This window comes from Pseudomonas gessardii (genome assembly GCF_001983165.1).
In the GTDB taxonomy this organism is placed as follows: domain Bacteria; phylum Pseudomonadota; class Gammaproteobacteria; order Pseudomonadales; family Pseudomonadaceae; genus Aquipseudomonas; species Aquipseudomonas gessardii.
On sequence record NZ_MNPU01000005.1, the window covers coordinates 198,597 to 218,712 of the forward strand.

Annotated in this window: 14 protein-coding genes; 10 read left to right on the forward strand and 4 right to left on the reverse strand. The window is 61.3% G+C overall.

Annotated features, from left to right (window positions below; translation table 11 throughout):
• Positions 1-97: 97 nt before the first annotated feature.
• From msrA to aceE, 4 genes are all read right to left on the reverse strand, one after another.
• Positions 98-745: a peptide-methionine (S)-S-oxide reductase MsrA gene (gene msrA, locus BLL38_RS06320; protein WP_076961766.1), complete on the reverse strand. Its 648-nt coding sequence runs from the start codon at positions 743-745 to the stop codon at positions 98-100.
• Positions 746-812: 67 nt separating this feature from the next.
• The gene (locus BLL38_RS06325) at positions 813-3,503 is read right to left on the reverse strand and encodes a putative bifunctional diguanylate cyclase/phosphodiesterase (protein WP_076961767.1); all 2,691 of its coding nucleotides are present in this window, start codon (positions 3,501-3,503) and stop codon (positions 813-815) included.
• 310 nt (positions 3,504-3,813) lie between these two features.
• Positions 3,814-5,460 carry a dihydrolipoyllysine-residue acetyltransferase gene (gene aceF / locus BLL38_RS06330; protein ID WP_076961768.1) on the reverse strand — a complete coding sequence of 549 codons (1,647 nt, stop codon included), beginning with the start codon at positions 5,458-5,460 and terminating at the stop codon, positions 3,814-3,816.
• Between the two features lie 11 nt (positions 5,461-5,471).
• Entirely contained in the window at positions 5,472-8,117 is a 2,646-nt protein-coding gene (aceE, locus tag BLL38_RS06335) for a pyruvate dehydrogenase (acetyl-transferring), homodimeric type (RefSeq protein ID WP_076961769.1), read from the reverse strand.
• Between the two features lie 383 nt (positions 8,118-8,500).
• On the opposite strand from aceE, the gene glnE reads away from it, so the two are divergent.
• The 10 genes from glnE to BLL38_RS30365 all read left to right on the forward strand — a co-directional run bounded on the left by glnE (position 8,501) and on the right by BLL38_RS30365 (position 19,732).
• Positions 8,501-11,440 (forward strand): bifunctional [glutamate--ammonia ligase]-adenylyl-L-tyrosine phosphorylase/[glutamate--ammonia-ligase] adenylyltransferase, encoded by a 2,940-nt coding sequence (gene glnE, locus BLL38_RS06340; protein WP_076961770.1) that lies wholly within the window; start codon positions 8,501-8,503, stop codon positions 11,438-11,440.
• A gap of 198 nt (positions 11,441-11,638) precedes the next feature.
• Positions 11,639-12,673, forward strand: coding sequence for a lipopolysaccharide heptosyltransferase II (gene waaF, locus BLL38_RS06345; RefSeq protein ID WP_076961771.1), 1,035 nt, complete (start codon positions 11,639-11,641; stop codon positions 12,671-12,673).
• Between the two features lies 1 nt (position 12,674).
• Positions 12,675-13,736 carry a lipopolysaccharide heptosyltransferase I gene (gene waaC / locus BLL38_RS06350; RefSeq protein WP_076961772.1) on the forward strand — a complete coding sequence of 354 codons (1,062 nt, stop codon included), beginning with the start codon at positions 12,675-12,677 and terminating at the stop codon, positions 13,734-13,736.
• Positions 13,736-14,857, forward strand: coding sequence for a glycosyltransferase family 4 protein (locus BLL38_RS06355; RefSeq protein WP_076961773.1), 1,122 nt, complete (start codon positions 13,736-13,738; stop codon positions 14,855-14,857). The genes waaC and BLL38_RS06355 overlap by 1 nt, the downstream gene beginning before the upstream one ends.
• The gene (gene rfaP, locus BLL38_RS06360) at positions 14,857-15,663 is read left to right on the forward strand and encodes a lipopolysaccharide core heptose(I) kinase RfaP (protein WP_076961774.1); all 807 of its coding nucleotides are present in this window, start codon (positions 14,857-14,859) and stop codon (positions 15,661-15,663) included. The genes BLL38_RS06355 and rfaP overlap by 1 nt, the downstream gene beginning before the upstream one ends.
• Positions 15,663-16,397: a lipopolysaccharide kinase InaA family protein gene (locus tag BLL38_RS06365; protein ID WP_076961775.1), complete on the forward strand. Its 735-nt coding sequence runs from the start codon at positions 15,663-15,665 to the stop codon at positions 16,395-16,397. The genes rfaP and BLL38_RS06365 overlap by 1 nt, the downstream gene beginning before the upstream one ends.
• The gene (locus BLL38_RS06370) at positions 16,394-17,146 is read left to right on the forward strand and encodes a lipopolysaccharide kinase InaA family protein (RefSeq protein WP_076961776.1); all 753 of its coding nucleotides are present in this window, start codon (positions 16,394-16,396) and stop codon (positions 17,144-17,146) included. Before BLL38_RS06365 ends, BLL38_RS06370 begins: the two co-directional genes overlap by 4 nt.
• Positions 17,146-18,597: a lipopolysaccharide kinase InaA family protein gene (locus BLL38_RS06375; RefSeq protein WP_076961777.1), complete on the forward strand. Its 1,452-nt coding sequence runs from the start codon at positions 17,146-17,148 to the stop codon at positions 18,595-18,597. The genes BLL38_RS06370 and BLL38_RS06375 overlap by 1 nt, the downstream gene beginning before the upstream one ends.
• Positions 18,598-18,937: 340 nt before the next feature.
• Positions 18,938-19,180 (forward strand): hypothetical protein, encoded by a 243-nt coding sequence (locus BLL38_RS06380; protein WP_130898198.1) that lies wholly within the window; start codon positions 18,938-18,940, stop codon positions 19,178-19,180.
• Between the two features lie 222 nt (positions 19,181-19,402).
• Positions 19,403-19,732, forward strand: a complete 330-nt coding sequence (locus BLL38_RS30365) for a hypothetical protein (protein WP_130898199.1) — start codon at positions 19,403-19,405, stop codon at positions 19,730-19,732.
• The last annotated feature ends 384 nt before the right edge of the window (positions 19,733-20,116 follow it).

Genomic DNA, 20,116 nt, shown 5'->3' on the forward strand with positions numbered 1-20,116 from the left:
ACAAATGTGGGAGCGGGCTTGCTCGCGATAGCGGAGTGTCAGTTGATGTATTTCTGACTGATCCACCGCTATCGCGAGCAAGCCCGCTCCCACATTTTTAGATCGGGCAAGTCACGCCAGTACCGCCGATCCCGCAATAACCCTGGGGGTTCTTCGCCAGGTACTGCTGGTGATAGGCCTCGGCGAAGTACACCGTTGGCGCCTGGTCGATTTCGGTGGTGATCGCGCCCAGGCCAGCCTTGGTCAGTTCTTCCTGATAAGCCTGTGCACTGGCCTTCGCAGCCTCCAGTTGCTCAGGCGTGGTGGCATAGATCACCGAGCGATACTGGCTGCCAATGTCATTGCCCTGGCGCATGCCCTGGGTCGGGTTATGCAGCTCCCAGAACATCTTCAGCAGGTCTTCGTACTTGAGCTTGGCCTGGTCATACACCACCAGCACCACTTCGCTATGGCCGGTCAGGCCCGAGCAGACTTCTTCATAGGTCGGGTTGGGCGTCAAGCCGCCGGCGTAGCCGACCACGGTGCTGACCACGCCGTCACGCTGCCAGAATTTGCGTTCGGCGCCCCAGAAACAGCCCAGGCCAAAGATCGCAAACCCTACATCGTCAAGGAACGGGCCCAGCAGCGGGTTGCCGTTGACGAAGTGCGTCTCGGGCAGGTTCATCGGCGTTTCACGACCAGGCAAGGCTTGTTCGGCAGTAGGCAGCACGTTTTTATTCACCAGAATTTCCGAGCGCAAGACCATGATCAGTCCTCTCGTCAGGTTGAGTTAACAGTTCAGACCCACAGTGTGCCCGAGTGTTACAGCGCTGTCAGGCGATTGGCCCACGCGGATAGCGTTTGAGCTTGTCCAGCAGCTCGGAGCCGGGGATGGGCCGGTCGAACAGGTAGCCCTGGCCGACGTCGCAACGATGGCGGCGCAGGAACGCCAACTGCTCGGCGGTCTCGATGCCTTCGGCGACCACCTTGAGCTTGAGGTTGTGCGCCATGGCGATCACCGCCGAGGTGATTTCCATGTCGTCCTGGTTATCGGGGATTTCATGGATAAAGCTGCGGTCGATCTTGATGATGTCGATGGGGAACTTCTTCAGGTAACTCAGGGATGAGTAACCGGTGCCGAAATCGTCCATGGCCAGGGTCAGGCCGAAGCTCTTCAACTGGTCCAGTTGCAGGCGCGTGTCCTCGGTGGCTTCCAGCAGCAGGCCCTCGGTCAGCTCCAGTTCCAGCAGGTTGGCCGGCAACTGTTCTTCCTTGAGGATGCTGGCGATGGAGGCCACGAGGTCCGGGTCGGAAAACTGCTTGGGCGACAAGTTGATGGCCACCTGCAGGTTGCCCATGCCCGCAGCGCTCAATTGCTTGCTCATGCGGCAGGCCTGGCGCGCGATCCATTTGCCGATGGGGATGATCAGGCCAGTTTCTTCGGCGACGCTGATGAACTGGTCCGGGCGGATCATGCCTTTTTCCGGGTGGTTCCAGCGCAGCAAGGCTTCCATGCCCAGCAGGCGCCCGCTGCGCAGGCACAGCTTGGGCTGGTAGAACACGTCCAGTTCGTTCTGGGTCAGGGCGCGGCGCAGGTTGTTTTCCACGAACAGTTTGTAGCTGGCCTCGGCATTCAGGGCCTCGGTAAACACCTGCACCTGGTGCTTGCCGTTGGCCTTGGCCTTGTGCAGCGCCAGGCCGGCGTTGCGCATCAGGGTCTGCGGGTCGCGGCCATGCAGTGGCGCGCAGGCCAGGCCCACGGAGCCGGTGACACTGATCAACTGGTTGTCGACGAACATCGGTTTGTCGAGGGTCATCAACAGTTGGCAGGCCATTTGCTGGCCGACTTCAAGGTCGGCGTTGTCGAGCAGCACCGCAAATTCATTACTGGCAAAGCGCGCCAGGCTGCCACCGGCATTGAGGCTGTTGCGCAGGCGTCGGGCCAGGCTGATCAGCAACTTGTCGCCGGTCTGGTGGCCAAGGCTGTCGTTGATCCGCTTGAAGTTGTCGATGTCCACCAGCAGCAGGCTGATGGGCGCGTCGCTGTCACGGGCGAAGCGTTCATCGAGGTTGCGGATAAACGCCGGGCGGTTGCCCAGGTTGGTCAGGTTGTCGGTGTAGGCCAGGCGTTCGATACGCTGCTGGGCCAGCTTGGTCTGGGTGATGTCTTCGTAGATGCCGATATAGTGGGTCAGTTCGCGGTTGTCGCCATAGACCTTGGAAATCGACAACTGGCCCCAGTACGGTTCGAGGTTTTTACGTCGGCTCTTGAACTCGCCCTGCCAGCTGTTGCTCTGGGCCAGGCTGGAGGGGGCGTCGAACAGCAGTTCGCTGAGGTTCTCCAGGGCCGGCAACTGGGCGAGGCGATGGCCGTGGACTTCTTCGGTGCTGTACTGGGTGATCGCGGTGAAGCTGGGGTTGACGTACTCCACCACGCCGTCGCAGTTGACCAGCAGGAAGGCATTGGCACTTTGCTCCACCGCGCGCTGGAACAGGTGCAGCGCGCTGGTGGCGGTGCGGCGGTTGTGGTTGTTGATGACCTGGGCGAACTGGTCGGCCAGTTCGCCGGCAAAGGCAATTTCATCGGACAACCAGTCCCGGGTGCTGGCGCTTTGCTCCAGGCACAGCACGCCGACCACCTGGCCATCGACGCGGATACTGGCGTCGAGCATGGCGTGGATATCCATGGGGCGCAGGCTTTCGACCATGTCCCGGGTACGGGGGTCGCGCATGGCGTTGCAGGCATCGATGGCGCGACTGCTCTGCAGGGCTTCCAGGTAGTCCGGGAAGCTGCTGGCATCAATTGGCGCTGGCAGATGGTGCTGTTGGTCGGCGCGATGAAACGCAGAAATCGGCACCAGTTGCTGGCCTTCGAGGTTCCAGATACTGGCGCAGTCGATCTGATAGATATCGCAGGCGCTGCGGGTGATCAGTTCGGCGGCTTCTTGCAGGGAGTTGTTGGTGCTGTAGCGTTGGCGGGCCAGCAGCAGGATCAGTTCCTGCTGGGCGCGCACCCGTTCCAGGTGCTGCAACTGCTCCTGTTGTGCGCGCTGGTTGAGCTCCAGGGCGATCTGCAAGCGGCTGTTCTGGTCTTCCAGGTCGGCAGCGGGCATGGGTGGCAGGTTGCTGAACAAACCGTCCACCACCATCAGGTAGCCGCGCAGCAGGTGGCGATTGTGCTGCTTGTAGGCCTCGCCCACCTCCAGCAGGCTCAACGGGCCGTCGTTGGTGTGCAGGGTGTAGCGCACCCGGTAATGGGGGCTGGCAGTCAGCTGCTGCTGGATCGCATCATGCAGCTGGTAGCGCGCCTGGGGTTCCATCAGGCTGGCGTAGGGCGAGCCGACCAGCGAGCACAGCTCTACCGCGGGCAAGCCGAATTGGCGTTCACAATTGGGGTCCAGGTACAGCAGTGCCCAGCTAGCCTCATTCAGCCGCTCGAAACGCAGCATACCGAGGCGCGAAGGCACCGGTAATTGCGTCACGACCTCGGCCGCCGTTCGGGCGACATCGGGTTGGCTTTTCATGGGGAAACTCGCTTGGAAAAATGCGCATTGCGCCGGGCTATCGCCCTCTTTACTGCTGCCTGTGGCAAGGTTGCATCATGCAGCACGGACTGACAAGAGAGGATGAAGGCTAAGTGCTATAAGTGTGTTATCGGCGGCGCAGCGGTTTTCTACAGTCGGCCTGATAGATGGTCTGTCGATTCCCTATAGGAGCCGGCTTCTACAAACCACAGGCAAAAAAAGCCCCGCCAATTGACGGGGTTGAGGTACGAGCGTGGCGCTCGGAAATCGTACAGCCAGGCCTCCCCGGTGAAGGGGAGGCCGCTGCGGCTTACAGCAGGATGGTGCGGATATCGTTCAGCAACTGGCTCAGGCGCTGGGTGAAGCGTGCGGCGGCCGCGCCATTGATCACACGGTGATCGTAGGACAACGACAGCGGCAGCATCAGCTTCGGCTGGAAGGCCTTGCCGTCCCACACAGGCTGGATGGTGGCCTTGGAAACACCGAGGATCGCCACTTCCGGCGCGTTGACGATTGGCGTGAAGCCAGTGCCGCCAATGTGCCCGAGGCTGGAGATGGTGAAGCAGGCGCCTTGCATGTCGTCCGGGGTCAGCTTCTTGTCGCGGGCTTTGGCCGCCAGTGCAGCCGCTTCGCCAGCCAGTTGCAGCAGGCTCTTCTGGTCGACGTTCTTGATGACCGGTACCAGCAGGCCATCCGGGGTGTCGACCGCAAAGCCGATGTGCACATACTTCTTGCGGATGATCGCTTTGCCGCTTGGTGCCAGCGAACTGTTGAAGTCCGGCAGTTCCTTGAGCAGGTGCGCGCAGGCCTTGAGCAGTAGTGGCAATACGGTCAGCTTGACGCCGGCCTTCTCGGCCGCGGCTTTCTGCGCAACGCGGAAAGCTTCCAGGTCGGTGATGTCGGCCTGGTCGAACTGAGTCACGTGCGGAATGTTCAACCAGCTGGCGTGCAGACCGGCTGCGCCGATTTGCATCAGGCGGGTCATCGGCACTTCTTCGGTTTCGCCGAAGCGGCTGAAGTCCACGGTGCGGATCGGCGGAATGCCCGAACCACCGGTAGCCGCGCCGGCAGCCGGAGCGTCCTTGGCTTTTTGCATCATGGATTTGACGTAGACCTGCACGTCTTCCTTGAGCACACGACCGTGCGGGCCGGTTGGGCTGACAGCGCTCAGCTCGACGCCGAATTCACGGGCCAGTTGACGCACGGCAGGGCCGGCATGGGCCTTGGCGCCACTTGGCGCAGGGGCAGCAGCCGGGGCCGGGGCGGCCTCGGCTTTTGCCGCAGGAGCCGGGGCCGCAGCAGGTGCAGCTTCAGCCTTGGCGGCAGGAGCAGCAGCGGCTGGCGCCGGAGCCGCAGCAGGGGCAGCGCCGCCCGCGACTTTCAGCTTGAGGATGAAGTCGCCAGTGCCGACCTCGTCTTCGAGCTTGACCGCGATGCTTTCCACGACGCCGGCAGCCGGCGATGGGATTTCCATGGAGGCCTTGTCGGACTCCAGGGTGATCAGCGACTGGTCGGCTTCGACAGTGTCGCCGACCTTGACCAGCAGCTCGATGATCTTGGCCTTGCCCGACGAACCGATGTCCGGGACATGAATGTCCTGGACGGTCGCCGCTGCCGGTGCAGCCGCCGGGGCCGCAGGGGCCTCGGCCGCCGCCGCTGGCTTTTCAGCCGGCGCCGGTGCAGCAGCGGCAGCAGGCGCCGCTGCTGGGGCCGCATCGGCGGCACCTTCGATCTCCAGTTCCAGCAGTTCGTCGCCTTCTTTCAGGCGGTCGCCCAGCTTCACTTTCAGGCTCTTGACCACGCCGGCCTTGGGAGCAGGGATTTCCATGCTCGCCTTGTCCGACTCCAGGGTCAGGATGCTCTGGTCGGCTTCGACTTTGTCGCCGACCTTCACAAACAGCTCGATTACTTCACCTTCACCGCTGCCGATGTCAGGTACGCGAATGAGTTCGCTCACAAAAAGTCTCCTCAGCAGTCCAGTGGGTTGCGTTTTTCCGGGTTGATCCCGAACTTGACGATAGCGTCAGCCACCACCTTGGGTTCGATCTCACCACGGTCAGCCAAGGCTTCCAGGGCTGCCAACACCACGAAGTGACGGTCGACCTCGAAGAAATGACGCAGCTTCTTGCGGCTGTCACTGCGACCGAAACCGTCGGTGCCCAGGACTTTGAATTCCTTGGACGGGACCCACTGGCGAATTTGTTCAGCAAATAGCTTCATGTAGTCGGTAGAGGCGATCACCGGCCCCTTGCGGCCAGCCAGGCACTCTTCGACGTAGCTGCGCGCAGGCTTCTGGCCTGGGTGCAGGCGGTTGCTGCGTTCCACGGCCAGGCCGTCGCGACGCAGTTCGTTGAAGCTGGTAACGCTCCATACGTCAGCGCCGACGTTGAACTCTTCACGCAGGATCTTCGCCGCTTCACGCACTTCGCGCAGGATGGTGCCGGAGCCCATCAGCTGGACGTGGTGTGCCGCTTCCTTGGTGTCTTCTTCGAGCAGGTACATGCCCTTGATGATGCCTTCCTCGACACCGGCCGGCATGGCAGGTTGCTGGTAGGACTCGTTCATCACAGTGATGTAGTAGAAAACATCCTGCTGCTCTTCGGTCATCTTCTTCATGCCGTCCTGGATGATCACCGCCAGCTCGTAGCCGTAGGTTGGATCAAAGGTGCGGCAGTTCGGGATGGTGGCAGCCAGGATGTGGCTGTGACCGTCTTCGTGTTGCAGGCCTTCGCCGTTCAGCGTGGTCCGCCCGGCGGTACCGCCGATCAGGAAGCCACGGGTACGGCTGTCGCCTGCTGCCCAGGCCAGGTCGCCAATGCGCTGGAAGCCGAACATCGAGTAGAAGATGTAGAACGGCAGCATCGGCTGGTTGTGGCTGGAGTACGAAGTACCGGCAGCGATGAAGGAGCTCATGGCGCCCGCTTCGTTGATGCCTTCTTCGAGGATCTGGCCCTTCTTGTCTTCCTTGTAGAACATCACCTGGTCTTTATCGACTGGCTCGTAGAGCTGGCCGACGGAGGAGTAGATGCCCAACTGGCGGAACATGCCTTCCATACCGAAGGTACGGGCTTCGTCCGGGATGATCGGGACGATGCGCGGGCCGATTTCCTTGTCCTTGACCAACTGCGCGAGGATCCGCACGAAAGCCATGGTGGTGGAGATTTCACGGTCGCCCGAACCGTCAAGGATGGCCTTGAGGGTGCTGAGGTCCGGCGTCGGTACGCTGAAGCTCTGTGCGCGGCGCTGTGGCACGAAACCGCCCAGTGCAGTGCGACGCTCGCTGAGGTAGCGGGCTTCGGCGCTGTTTGGCTCCGGCTTGAAGAACGGCAGGTTTTCCAGCTCTTCGTCCTTGACCGGGATGTCGAAGCGGTCGCGGAACAGCTTCAGGCTTTCAACATCAACCTTCTTGGTGTTGTGCGCGGTGTTCTTCGCTTCGCCGGCACCGGTGCCATAACCCTTGATGGTCTTGGCCAGGATGACGGTCGGTTGTTCTTTGTGGTTGACCGCTTCGTGGTACGCCGCGTAGACCTTGTACGGGTCGTGGCCGCCACGGTTGAGTTTCCAGATCTCGTCGTCGGACAGGTCGGCAACCATCGCCTTGAGTTCAGGCGTGTTGAAGAAGTGTTCACGCACGAACGCGCCGTCTTTGGCCTTGTAGTTCTGGTACTCGCCGTCGATGACTTCGTCCATACGGCGTTGCAGGATACCGTCGACGTCCTTGGCCAGCAGTGGGTCCCAGAAACGGCCCCAGATGACTTTGGTCACGTTCCACTGGGCACCGCGGAACACGCCTTCGAGTTCCTGGATGATCTTGCCGTTGCCGCGAACCGGGCCGTCGAGGCGCTGCAGGTTGCAGTTGATGACAAAGATCAGGTTGTCGAGCTTCTCGCGGCCGGCCAGGGAGATGGCGCCCAGGGATTCCGGCTCGTCGCACTCGCCGTCGCCCAGGAAGCACCAGACCTTCTGCTTGCCTTCGGGGATGAAACCACGGGCTTCCAGGTACTTCATGAAGCGGGCCTGGTAGATCGCCTGGATCGGGCCCAGGCCCATGGAGACGGTCGGGAACTGCCAGAAGTCAGGCATCAGCCAAGGGTGCGGGTAGGACGACAGGCCGCCCCCGTCGACTTCCTGGCGGAAGTTGTTCATTTGCTCTTCGCTGATGCGACCTTCCATGAACGCACGGGCGTAGACGCCTGGCGAGGTGTGGCCCTGGAAGTAGATCAGGTCGCCGCCGTGTTCGTCGGTCGGGGCCTGGAAGAAGTAGTTGAAGCCGATGTCATACAGGGTTGCGCTGGAAGCGAAGCTGGAGATGTGACCGCCCAGGTCAGAATCTTTCAAGTTCGTGCGCATAACCATCGCCATGGCGTTCCAGCGTACCAGCGAGCGAATGCGGCGTTCCATGAACAGGTCGCCAGGCATGCGTGCTTCGTGGGTAACGGGGATGGTGTTGCGGTATGGCGTGGTGATGGCGTAAGGCAGTTGCGAGCCGCTGCGGGTCGCGAGTTCGCCCATACGGGTCATCAGGTAATGCGCACGGTCTTCGCCTTCTTTGTCGAGAACCGATTCCAGGGCGTCCAGCCATTCCTGGGTTTCGACGGGATCGAGGTCTTGCATGGCTTGCTCCAGGGCGGAAAGGCTACCAGAATCGGTTGCCTGAAGTTTGCGACTGGCCTTGTGGGCAGACGACATAAATTCTTGGGTGGCCGAAGGTTGCTTCGGCGTCCTGTAGTTTTACTACAAATCGTCGGCCATTTCAGCCTTTCGGATGTATATACGAGTAGTAAAACTACACAAGACCGAGGGGGTTGCTCGGTCTGGATGATGAGCATAATCGTTATTGTTGATCTTTTGTGAACAAGAAAAGGTAGAAGTTTAATGTTGCCTGCCAAAATTAATATTTTTTCAGCTATTTCTAACCTTTGTTCGACAGTCCTTCATCGAGCGTGGTTCTTGCGTTCACAGCCACAAGCCATTTACACGCCGATCAAGGATAGACCATGAGCCTTCCCGTGCTGGTTGAACTCCCTGCTGTTCTGTTGCCATTTGCGAGCCGGGCCGAGCAGTCATTTCGTGACGCCGTGGCCAGGCTGGATGACGATCATGGCCTGTCCGCGTGGACGCCGCAACGTTGGGCCGACTTCGCCCGGGTGTGCGCCGCCAGTGATTTTGTGATTGAACAGAGTGTTCGTGACCCTTTGATGTTGCTTGAACTGGTGGCCTGGGGCGAGCTGGACCGCGGCTTTGCACCCGATGAGCTGTGTGGGCAGATTGCTGCAGCCGTGCAACAGGCTGAAACAGAAGATGAGCTGGGGCGCATGCTGCGTCGCCAGCGCACCCGCCAGCAGGTGCGGATTATCTGGCGCGACCTGACCCGACAGGCGGACCTGGTACAGACCTGCCGCGACCTGTCGGACATGGCCGACGCCAGCATCGACCAGGCTTACCAGTGGCTGTACCAGCGCCACTGCGCGCAATTTGGCACCCCCACCGGCGGGCGCAGCGGCGAGCCGCAGCAGATGGTCATCCTCGGCATGGGCAAGCTGGGTGCGGTGGAGTTGAACCTGTCGTCGGACATCGACCTGATCTTCGCCTACCCCGAAGGCGGCGAGACCGTGGGGGCCAAGCGTGCCCTGGACAACCAGGAGTTCTTTATCCGCCTGGGCCAGAAGCTGATCAAGGCCCTGGACCCAATGACCGTCGATGGCTTTGTGTTCCGCGTCGACATGCGCTTGCGGCCCTACGGTTCGGCCGGGGCGCTGGTGTTGAGCTTCAATGCCTTGGAGCAGTACTACCAGGACCAGGGGCGCGACTGGGAGCGCTACGCGATGATCAAGGCGCGGGTGGTGGCCGGCGACCAGGTGGCCGGTGCGCAACTGCTCGATCTGCTGCGCCCGTTCGTCTATCGGCGCTACCTGGACTTTTCTGCCATTGAAGCGCTGCGCACCATGAAGCAGTTGATCCAGCAGGAAGTGCGGCGCAAGGGCATGGCCGACAATATCAAGCTGGGCGCGGGCGGCATCCGCGAGGTGGAGTTTATCGCCCAGGCGTTCCAACTGATTCACGGCGGCCGCGACCTGAGCCTGCAACAGCGGCCTTTGCTGAAGGTGCTGGGCACCCTGGAAGGCCAGGGCTACCTGCCGCCGGCGGTGATTGCCGAGTTGCGCAGCGGCTATGAGTTCCTGCGTTACACCGAGCATGCGATCCAGGCCATCGCCGACCGTCAGACCCAGATGCTGCCCAACAGTGATGAAGACCAGGCGCGCATCGCGTTCATGATGGGTTTTGCCAACTGGAGCGCGTTCCATGAGCAATTGATGTACTGGCGCGGCCGGGTGGACTGGCATTTCCGCCAGGTGATTGCCGATCCAGATGAAGAGGAGGGGGGAGAAAGCGAATTGGTGGTCGGTGGCGAGTGGTTGCCCTTGTGGGAAGAATCCCAAAATGAGGAGGCCGCCTGTCGCCAATTGGCCGAAGGCGGCTTTGCCGACGCGCCCAAGGCCCTGAAAGCCCTGGCCAGCCTGCGCGGCAGCCCGCAATTGCGGGCGATGCAACGCCTGGGGCGTGAGCGGCTGGATGCGTTTATCCCGCGCCTGCTGGCCCAGGCCGTCGAGCACGCCAACCCGGACCTGGTGCTGGAGCGCGTACTGCCGCTGGTCGAAGCGGTGGCGCGGCGTTCCGCTTATCTGGTGCTGTTGACGGAAAACCCTGACGCCCTGCGTCGGCTGTTGACCCTGTGCGCTGCCAGCCCGTGGATTGCCGAGCAGATCACCCGCTTCCCGCTGCTGCTGGACGAGTTGCTCAACGAAGGTCGCTTGTTCAAGCCGCCATTGGCGCCGGAGCTGGCCGCCGAACTGCGCGAGCGCCTCACGCGTATCCCCGAGGATGACCTTGAGCAGCAGATGGAAGCCCTGCGCCACTTCAAGCTGGCGCACCGCCTGCGGGTCGCTGCCTCGGAAATCGCCGGCAGCTTGCCGTTGATGAAGGTCAGCGACTATCTGACCTGGCTCGCCGAGGCCATTCTGGAACAGGTGTTGGCCCTGGCCTGGCGCCAGACCGTGGCGCGCCACGGTACGCCGCAACGGTTGGACGGCACCTTGTGCGACCCCGGCTTTATCATCGTCGGTTATGGCAAGGTCGGCGGGATCGAGCTGGGGCATGGCTCGGACCTGGACCTGGTGTTTATCCACGACGGTGATCCCCAGGCAGAGACCGATGGCGCCAAGCCGATCGATGGCGCGCAGTTCTTTACCCGTCTGGGCCAGCGGATCATTCACCTGCTGACCACCCAGACCAACTCCGGGCAATTGTATGAAGTGGATATGCGCCTGCGACCTTCTGGCGCATCCGGGTTGCTGGTCAGCTCCCTGGGGGCCTTCGCCCGTTATCAGGAAAACGAGGCCTGGACCTGGGAGCACCAGGCCCTGGTGCGGGCGCGGGTGCTGGTGGGCAGCCAGGACGTGGGCCGCGCGTTTGAAGGCGTGCGCGCACAGGTACTGGGGCGCGCGCAGGACCTGGCGAAGCTGCGCCAGGAGGTCAGCGAGATGCGCGCCAAGATGCGTGACAACCTGGGCACCAAGTCCACGGCGGCCGGTACGGCGGCGAATGCCTTCGAGGCCACGGCGGTGTTCGATCTCAAGCAGGACGCCGGAGGTATCGTCGATATTGAATTTATGGTGCAATACGCCGCTTTGGCGTGGTCTGCGCAACATCCATCGTTGCTGCGCTACACCGACAATATCCGCATCCTGGAAGGCTTGGAGCAGGTCGGGCTGATGCCCGCCGCCGATGCCCACCTGTTGCGTGAGGTGTATAAGGCCTACCGCTCGGCGGCCCATCGCCAGGCCTTGCAGAACGAGGCTGGGGTGGTTGCCGGGGATCAGTTTGCTGACGAACGGCGCCAGGTGAAACGGATCTGGCAAGAACTGGGGTTAAGCTAAAACACTACAGCGACCCCAATTGAATGTGGAGACCGGCTTTATGTGGGAGCGGGCTTGCCCGCGATGCAGGCGCTGCGGTCTGGCTGACAGCCCGCGGTGATGCTATCGCGGGCAAGCCCGCTCCCACACACACCGTGACCTACAGTAATTATCGAGGCGGGGAGGCATGAGCCTCCCCGAATCGTTTGTGGAAACTACATGAATATTCTGATCGTTGGGCCCAGTTGGGTCGGTGACATGGTGATGGCGCAGACACTGTTCCAGTGCCTGAAACAGCGTCATCCCGACTGCCAAATCGACGTGCTCGCCCCCGAGTGGAGCCGGCCGATCCTGGAGCGCATGCCCGAAGTCCGGCAGGCCTTGAGCTTCCCGCTCGGCCACGGCGCGTTGGAGCTGGCGACCCGACGGCGCATCGGCAAGTCCCTGGCCGGCCAGTACGACCAGGCGATCCTGCTGCCCAACTCGCTGAAGTCGGCCCTGGTGCCGTTCTTCGCCGGCATCCCCAAGCGTACCGGCTGGCGCGGCGAGTTCCGTTACGGCCTGCTCAACGACGTGCGCAAGCTCGACAAGGCCCGCTACCCGCTGATGATCGAGCGCTTCATGGCCCTGGCCTACGCGCCCGGTGCCGAGTTGCCGACGCCGTATCCGCGACCGAGCCTGCAAATTGACCCGGTCACCCGCGACGCGGCCCTGGCCAAGTTCGGCCTGAGCCTCGACCGGCCGGTGCTGGCGCTGTGCCCGGGCGCCGAGTTTGGCGAGTCCAAGCGCTGGCCGTCGGAGCATTACGCCAAGGTCGCCGAGCTGAAAATCCGCGAAGGCTGGCAAGTCTGGCTGTTTGGCTCGAAAAACGATCATTCGGTGGGTGAAGACATCCGCCAGCGCCTGATCCCCGGCCTGCGTGAAGAAGCGGTCAACCTCAGTGGCGATACGTCCCTGGCCGAGGCCATCGACCTGCTGTCCTGCGCCGATTCGGTGGTGTCCAACGACTCCGGCCTGATGCACGTGGCCGCCGCGCTGAACCGCCCATTGGTGGCAGTGTACGGCTCCACTTCGCCGGGCTTTACCCCGCCATTGGCCGACAAGGTCGAAGTGGTGCGCCTGGGCCTGGAGTGCAGCCCCTGCTTTGACCGCACCTGCCGTTTCGGCCACTACAACTGCCTGCGCCAGTTGCTGCCCGATTCGGTAGCCGAGGCCTTGCAGCGTTTGCAGGGCAACGTGGTCGAGGTTCATTGAGTTGCGGGTACTGGTAATCAAGACCTCATCCCTGGGCGATGTGATCCACGCCTTGCCGGCATTGACCGACGCGGCCCGGGCGATCCCGGGGATTCGCTTTGACTGGGTGGTGGAAGAAGGCTTTGCCGAAATCCCCACCTGGCATCCGGCGGTGGACAAGGTGATCCCCGTAGCGATTCGCCGCTGGCGCAAGAACCTCTGGCAGACCTTCAAGAGCGGCGAATGGCGGCGCTTCAAGCAGCAGATCCAGGCGACTAAATACGACCTGGTGATCGACGCCCAGGGCCTGTTGAAAAGCGCCTGGCTGACCCGCTATGTGCGGGCGCCGGTAGCCGGCTTCGACAAGCAGTCGGCCCGCGAGCCAATTGCCGCACGTTTCTACTCCCGGCGCCTGGCGGTTGCCCGTGGCCAGCATGCGGTTGAGCGCTTGCGCCAGTTGTTCGCCGTGGCCCTGGGCTATGACCTGCCCAAAGGCCTGGGGGATTACGGCCTGAGCACCGAAAAACTGCTCGGCCTGCCGCCGAAGAAACCTTTTGTGCTGCTGCTGCACGGCACCACCTGGGACACCAAGCACTGGCCCGAAGCCTATTGGCGCGAGCTGGCCGAGCGCATGGGCAGCCTGGGGGTGGATGTGAAACTGCCGTGGGGCAATGCCGCCGAAAAAGCCCGCGCCGAACGTCTGGCCCAGGGCCTGCCCAATGCTGAGGTGCTGCCCAAGCTGAACCTGGCGGGTGTGGCGCGGGTATTGGCCGGAGCCAGGGCTTGTGTGGCGGTGGATACTGGCCTCGGGCACCTGGCCGCCGCGCTGGATGTGCCGACAATTTCCCTGTTCGGCCCGACCAACCCGGGCCTGACCGGGGCCTACGGCAAGGCGCAGATCCATCTGGGCAGCGATTTCCCCTGCGCGCCCTGCCTGCAAAAGAAATGCACCTACCAACCGACGGCTGAAGACCAGCGCCGGTTCGATCTCAAGCGCGAGTGGCCACTGTGCTTCACTCGCCTGAACCCTGAGCGTGTGGCCAGCCGACTGAGCACGTTGTTATTGGCTGAGGAGCTGCACTGATGCAACTGGCATTTGTACTGTACAAATATTTCCCCTTTGGTGGCTTGCAGCGCGACTTTATGCGCATCGCCCTGGAGTGCCAGCAGCGCGGCCACCAGATCCGTGTCTACACCCTGATCTGGGAAGGCGACGTACCGCCCGGGTTTGAAGTGCTGGTGGCGCCGGTCAAGGCGTTCTTCAACCATCGGCGCAACGAGAAGTTGACGGCCTGGATGCAGGCCGACCTGGCCCAGCGCCCGGTGGACCGCCTGATCGGCTTCAATAAAATGCCCGGCCTGGATGTGTACTACGCGGCAGACGGCTGTTTTGAGGACAAGGCGCAGAACCTGCGGCACTCGCTGTACCGCAGCTTTGGCCGCTACCGGCATTTTTCCGAGTACGAACGCGCAGTGTTTGCCAGGGACGCCAAGACCCAAGTGCTGATGATCTCCGAGGTCCAGCAGCCGCTGTTTATCAAGCATTACGACACGCCGCTGGCGCGCTTCCACCTGTTGCCGCCGGGCATCGCCCAGGACCGTCGGGCGCCGCCGAATGCGGCCGAGATCCGCGCGGGCTTCCGTGCCGAATTCAACCTTGCCGAGGACGATCTGCTGCTGGTGCAGATCGGTTCGGGCTTCAAGACCAAGGGCGTGGACCGCAGCCTCAAGGCGCTGGCCGCCCTGCCAGCGGAGCTGAAAAAACGCACTCGCCTGTTTGTAATCGGCCAGGACGACCCCAAAGTATTCCAATTACAGAGTGCTACCCTTGGCCTGGGCGACAATGTGCAGTTCCTCAAGGGGCGCAGCGATATCCCGCGTTTTTTGCTGGGCGCCGACCTGTTGATTCACCCGGCGTACAACGAAAATACCGGGACTGTGCTGCTCGAAGCCCTGGTGGCCGGGTTGCCGGTATTGGTCACGGCGGTGTGTGGGTATGCCCATTACATCAGTGAGGCCGATTGCGGGCGCGTACTGGACGAACCTTTCGAGCAGGCCCAGCTCAATCAGTACCTGGCTGGGATGCTCAGTGATCAGCAGCAACGTGCGGCCTGGAGCCGCAATGGTCTGGCCTTCGCCGAGACGGCCGACCTCTATAGCATGCCGCAGCACGCTGCGGATGTAATTCTGGCGGAGCAACACTGATGAAGTTGATTCTTGCCGAACCGTTCAAGAGCCTTTGGGCCGGACGCGATGCGTTCACTGAAGTCGAGCTGTTGGAGGGTGAGGTTTACCGTGAACTGGAAGCCCGTCGCACCTTGCGCACCGAGGTGGAGGGGCGCGGCTACTTTGTGAAAATCCACCGTGGCATCGGCTGGGGTGAAATCTTCAAGAACCTGTTCACCGCCAAACTGCCGGTGCTGGGCGCTGGGCAGGAGTGGCAGGCGATCCAGCGCCTGCACGAAGTGGGCGTACCGACCATGACCGCCGTGGCCTACGGCGAGCGCGGCGCCAACCCGGCCGACCAGCATTCCTTTATTGTCACCGAGGAGCTGGCGCCGACCGTCAGCCTGGAAGACTTGAGCATGGATTGGCTCCGGCAGCCGCCCGAGCCGCGTCTCAAGCGTGCACTGATTGCCGAAGTGGCGCGCATGACCGGGATGATGCATCGCGCAGGCGTCAACCATCGCGACTGCTACATCTGCCACTTCCTGCTGCACACCGACAAGCCGGTGACGGCCGATGACTTCAAGCTGTCGGTGATCGACCTGCATCGCGCCCAGGTGCGGCCGCGCATCAGCCAGCGCTGGCGCAACAAGGACCTGGCAGCCCTGTATTTCTCGATCCTGGATATCGGCCTGACCCGCCGCGACAAGCTGCGCTTCCTCAAAGGCTACTTCCAGCAGCCCCTGCGCCAGATCCTGGCCGAGGAAGGCGCGTTGCTGCAGTGGCTGGAGCGTAAGGCCAGCAAGCTCTATGACCGTAAAGTCCGCTACGGAGGCGCGCTCTGATGGCGGGTTGGAACCTGGAACCTGCTTACTCGGAGCTTGTGCACGACTTTGGTAGCCTCGACGCGGTGTTTGCCCTGCAAGGCGAGCGGCTGACCCGTGATCCGCTGTCCGAAGTCATTCGCGTGCAGCGTGGCGGGGTCAACTATTACGTCAAGCGCTACACCGGCGCCGGCAAAGGCTTGCGCCGTTACCTGGGCAAGCCACGGGTCAAGTCCGAGTGGCAGAACCTCAAGCGTTTCGCCAAGTGGGGCATCCCCACGGCCGACGTCGTGGCCTGGGGCCTGGAGCGCAAGGGCCTGGCCTATGACCGTGGGGCGATGATCACCCGCGAGCTGCCGCGCACCGAAGACCTGGCGGCCCTGGCTGAGCGCAAGGACCCGCGACTGTCCGACCCGGTGTGGGTCGACAAGGTCAGCCGCCAGCTCGCCGAATACACCCGGACCCTGCACGACCACCGGTTTACCCACAACGATTTGAAGTGGCGCAACCTGTTGATCGACGACCAGCAGACCCTGTACCTGATCGACTGCCCCAATGGCGACTTCTGGCGCGGGTTCTGGCTCAAGTACCGGATCACCAAGGACTTGGCGTGCCTGGACAAGGTCGCCAAATACCACCTGTCGGCCACCCAGCGCCTACGTTTCTACATGCAATATTGTCGGCGCAAGCACCTGAGCGAATCGGACAAACAGCGGATTCGCCATGTGCTGAAGTTTTTCGAGGGACGCGAATGAATGACTTCCTGGCAGCTGAAGACCGGGCCTTGCTGGAGCGCAATGGCCTGGCTGACTTCGACGCCCTGTGGGCCAGGCAACTGGATGCAGTGGACGAACCCAATACCAGCCGCGGCGGTTGGAGTAGCGTGTTCCGCCTGGAGCTGGAGGGCCGTGGCTTTTACCTCAAGCGCCAGAGCAACTACCTGACGCGCACCCTGCATCGGCCCTTTGGCGAGCCGACCTTTGCCCGCGAGTTTCGCAATATCAGCCGCTATCGGCAGAAGGCGATCCCGGCCTTGCAGGCGGCCTTTTATGGCGAGCGCAAAGTCGCCGGCGAATACCGCGCCTTGCTGCTGACCCGCGCGCTCGATGGCTGGAATGACCTGGATTCACTGCTGGAGCAGTGGCCAGCCCTGAGCGACGCCCAGCACCACGCGATCCTCGTGGCCTGTGGCCAATTGGCGCGCACGCTCCATGGTGTCGGCCAGGTGCATGGCTGTTTTTACCCCAAGCATATCTTCCTGCAGGCCACTGGCGACGGTTACGCCGCGCAGTTGATCGACCTGGAAAAAACCCGGCCACTGTTGTTGGGCCGGCGTGACCGGGTCAAGGACCTGGAACCACTGCTGCGCCGTGCTGGCGCATGGACTGCCGAGCAAGTGCGGCAATTCCTGGCGGCCTACCTCGACCAGCCGGTGGACAGCTCGCTGGTGGATACGTGGGCAGAGTACTTGGCTGGGCGGCGCAGTCACAAGGAGGCCCGCTGATGCGCTTGTCTGAACTCAAAAATGCCGGGCGCATGCCTACGCTGCCCTTGAGTATCGAGTTGGCGGATGCGGCGGGCCCCGGCCAATTGCAACTGCTGAGCCTGTTGCGAGTGTTGCCGGGCCAGCGTTATGTGGGCGCGGCGGTTTGGCGCGGCCGGCCGGTGTTGGCCAAGTTGCTGGTGGGTAGCAGCGCCGCCCGGCATTTCCAGCGTGAACTCCAGGGCGTGCGCCTGCTGGCCGAACAAGGCCTGACCACGCCGCTGTTGCTGGCTGACGGTTTGCAAGACGGTGAGGGCGGCTGGTTGCTGTTCGAGTTTCTCGAAGGCGCACAAAGCCTGGCCGAGGCCTGGGCGGCTGTTGAAGCAATGCCGCCCCTGGCGGATGAGCAGCAGGCAGTGTTGGCCGAAGCGCTGGGTGCGATTGCACAGATGCACGCCAAGGGCCTGTGGCAGGAAGACCTGCACCTGGACAACCTGATGCGTCAGGGCGACACGCTGTATTTGATCGACGGTGGCGGGATCTGCGTCGAACAGGCGGGCAAACCCCTGTCACGCAACCGGGTGCTGGAAAACCTCGGGGTGTTTTTTGCCCAGTTGCCGAGCAATCTCGAACCGGTTACCGAAGAACTGCTGGTGCATTATTTGCTGAGCAATGGCGAACACGCCTTGCCCCTGGAAGCCCTGCAAAAACAGGTGCGCAAAGTGCGGGCCTGGCGCCTGAAAGACTTCCTGGGCAAGGTCGGCCGCGACTGCACCTTGTTCAGCGTGGTGCGCGGGGCTTTTGGGCTGCGGGCGATCCGCCGTGAAGAAGCACCGACCCTGTTGCCGGTCCTGGCGCAGGTCGATGGGCTTATGGGCCAGGGCCAGATGTACAAGGCCGGCGCCTCGGCCACGGTGGCCAGGGTGGACGTCGCGGGGCGACCGCTGGTGATCAAGCGCTACAACATCAAGGGCTTTGCCCACTGGCTCAGGCGTTTCTGGCGGCCAAGCCGTGCCTGGCACGCCTGGTGCGAAGGCAATCGCCTGGCGTTCCTGGGCATTGCCACGCCCAAGCCCCTGGCAATCCTGGAGCGGCGCTTTTTCTGGTTGCGCAGCCGCGCTTATCTGGTCACCGAGCACCTGTCCGGGCCAGACCTGATTGAGCATCTGGCCCCTTACGTGGACAGCGGCGAAGTGCCCGAACCTGAACTGCTGGCCCTGGAGCGCTTGTTTGGCGACCTGATTCGCGAACGCATCAGCCATGGCGACTTCAAGGGACGCAACCTGTTCTGGCAGGGGGGGCGTTGGGTGCTGATTGATCTGGATTCGATGTGCCAGCATGGCTCGCTGAGTAGCTTTGCGCCGGCGTTTGCCAGGGACCGTGCGCGGTTTATGCGCAACTGGCCGGCTGACAGCGCTTTGTATCGTGTGATCGACCAGCGCTTGCCCAAACGCATCGACACTGACCTGTAGCCATCGGCTTACCGGCGCCTATGGGGCGGGGCGCCGGCTGTCCAACTTATTCGTTATGTTTCATCGTGGCGATGATTAACGCTGACCTGGCGTGATAAATATTTGAGATTGCAAAATCAAGTCATGGAGACTATTCCAGAAGGACTATGGAAAGGCTGTGCGTCGGATTTGTCTGATGGCGGGCTTGGAAGTTGTATGTGTGAGCCTATGAGACTTTACATTCTGTGATGTTTGCTGCTGATTTGATATTTTTGTTGTGTTGAAAGTAAGTGGGCTGTTGTGTAGTTTTTTATTTGTCAGCGTTGTTTTGGTTTTGATTCTTGGTTAAGAGGGTTTGATTATGTCTTCTATTAATGCTGCTGCTTTTTTTGCTGCTAATGTTAAATATTTTGAGGATGCAGGCGATAGGAACGTGGATAAGCCTCTGGTCAATGATCGTGATCGCCTGGCTGGAGAACCGATGGATGATAAGGAAACCCCTCTTGAACCTGGGATCTACGTTCTTCGGGAAGGTGGACACTTTGTTGTTGCCGGTGATTCCGGGGGCGATGGTCGCTCAGATATCCTTTATGGGGGAGAGTGATAGTTCTCGATAGGCCAGGATGTTGCGCATACTCTCAGGCGGGTTGTCGTGTTTGTTTACCGAAGATTTATTGATTCATGAGTCACGGCGACCGTGCCCTGCCGCTGGTGGGCTTGCAAAGGCAGATGGTTAGTGCGACTTGATATTTTGATTAAGTCATTACTTTTTAGGTTGATAGGTTGCATCGATATTCAACGAGGATGCCTGTGTAGGTAGCCTTGGTTGAATGTTCTAGTTATTGATATTGGGGGTGTAAAAATGAGTGCAATAACATTTCTTCTTCCGCTTTTTATAAATAATGTTTTATTTGATAAAAGCAAACCAGTAAAGAAGGAGGGATCAGACGGTAAAATAGACAAGGTCCAGGGGGATCACCGTAACCCATTGGATAAAACTGCTGGCGAGGGTGCCGAGTTTTTTAGCGCCGAGAGCCAGGAGTGGCAGCCAACGGCCTCTAATGGCAAGGGTGATGGTGGTTATGTGAACTTTGGTCCTTCCTATCGAGAATCCATAGATCATGAGCTGGTTTATGGGGGGGCAATTAAAAGCTGATCGGTGATTGCTTAAAGAGGGGCTTGTGGGGCTGGGGCAAATGTATAAAGCGACGAGGTGCCAGAGCATGAACTATTGGCCCAGCAACGCTTGTCGAAATAGGTCGGTATGTCATGTCTGTGCGTGGTTATGTTTAGCCCGGGGCTTACATTGATGGGGTGGCCGGTGTGTTGGTTGGGGTTTTTATGTTTTGTAAGGGTTGATGCGGATTTCACTGTCGTAGGTGGCTTGCAGACGGGTGTAGGCCAGGGAGCAACGTAAGCGCTCCATAAACCCCACCTCCCGCTGGTGGGGTTTTGCGTTTTAAAGTGGCGTTGTGGGTTTGCAGTTCCACGGCAGCAGCGCTTCGTAGCCTTCGATGCAATTGGCCTGAGGCAGGCGTTC

Coding starts and splice junctions, on each gene's coding strand:
- rfaP (WP_076961774.1), top strand. CDS start 14,857: ATGAAGTTGATTCTTGCCGAACCGTTCAAGAGCCTTTGGGCCGGACGC.
- BLL38_RS06370 (WP_076961776.1), top strand. CDS start 16,394: ATGAATGACTTCCTGGCAGCTGAAGACCGGGCCTTGCTGGAGCGCAAT.
- msrA (WP_076961766.1), bottom strand. CDS start 745: ATGGTCTTGCGCTCGGAAATTCTGGTGAATAAAAACGTGCTGCCTACT.
- BLL38_RS06380 (WP_130898198.1), top strand. CDS start 18,938: ATGTCTTCTATTAATGCTGCTGCTTTTTTTGCTGCTAATGTTAAATAT.
- glnE (WP_076961770.1), top strand. CDS start 8,501: ATGAGCCTTCCCGTGCTGGTTGAACTCCCTGCTGTTCTGTTGCCATTT.
- BLL38_RS06355 (WP_076961773.1), top strand. CDS start 13,736: ATGCAACTGGCATTTGTACTGTACAAATATTTCCCCTTTGGTGGCTTG.
- waaF (WP_076961771.1), top strand. CDS start 11,639: ATGAATATTCTGATCGTTGGGCCCAGTTGGGTCGGTGACATGGTGATG.
- BLL38_RS06325 (WP_076961767.1), bottom strand. CDS start 3,503: ATGAAAAGCCAACCCGATGTCGCCCGAACGGCGGCCGAGGTCGTGACG.
- BLL38_RS06375 (WP_076961777.1), top strand. CDS start 17,146: ATGCGCTTGTCTGAACTCAAAAATGCCGGGCGCATGCCTACGCTGCCC.
- BLL38_RS06365 (WP_076961775.1), top strand. CDS start 15,663: ATGGCGGGTTGGAACCTGGAACCTGCTTACTCGGAGCTTGTGCACGAC.
- aceE (WP_076961769.1), bottom strand. CDS start 8,117: ATGCAAGACCTCGATCCCGTCGAAACCCAGGAATGGCTGGACGCCCTG.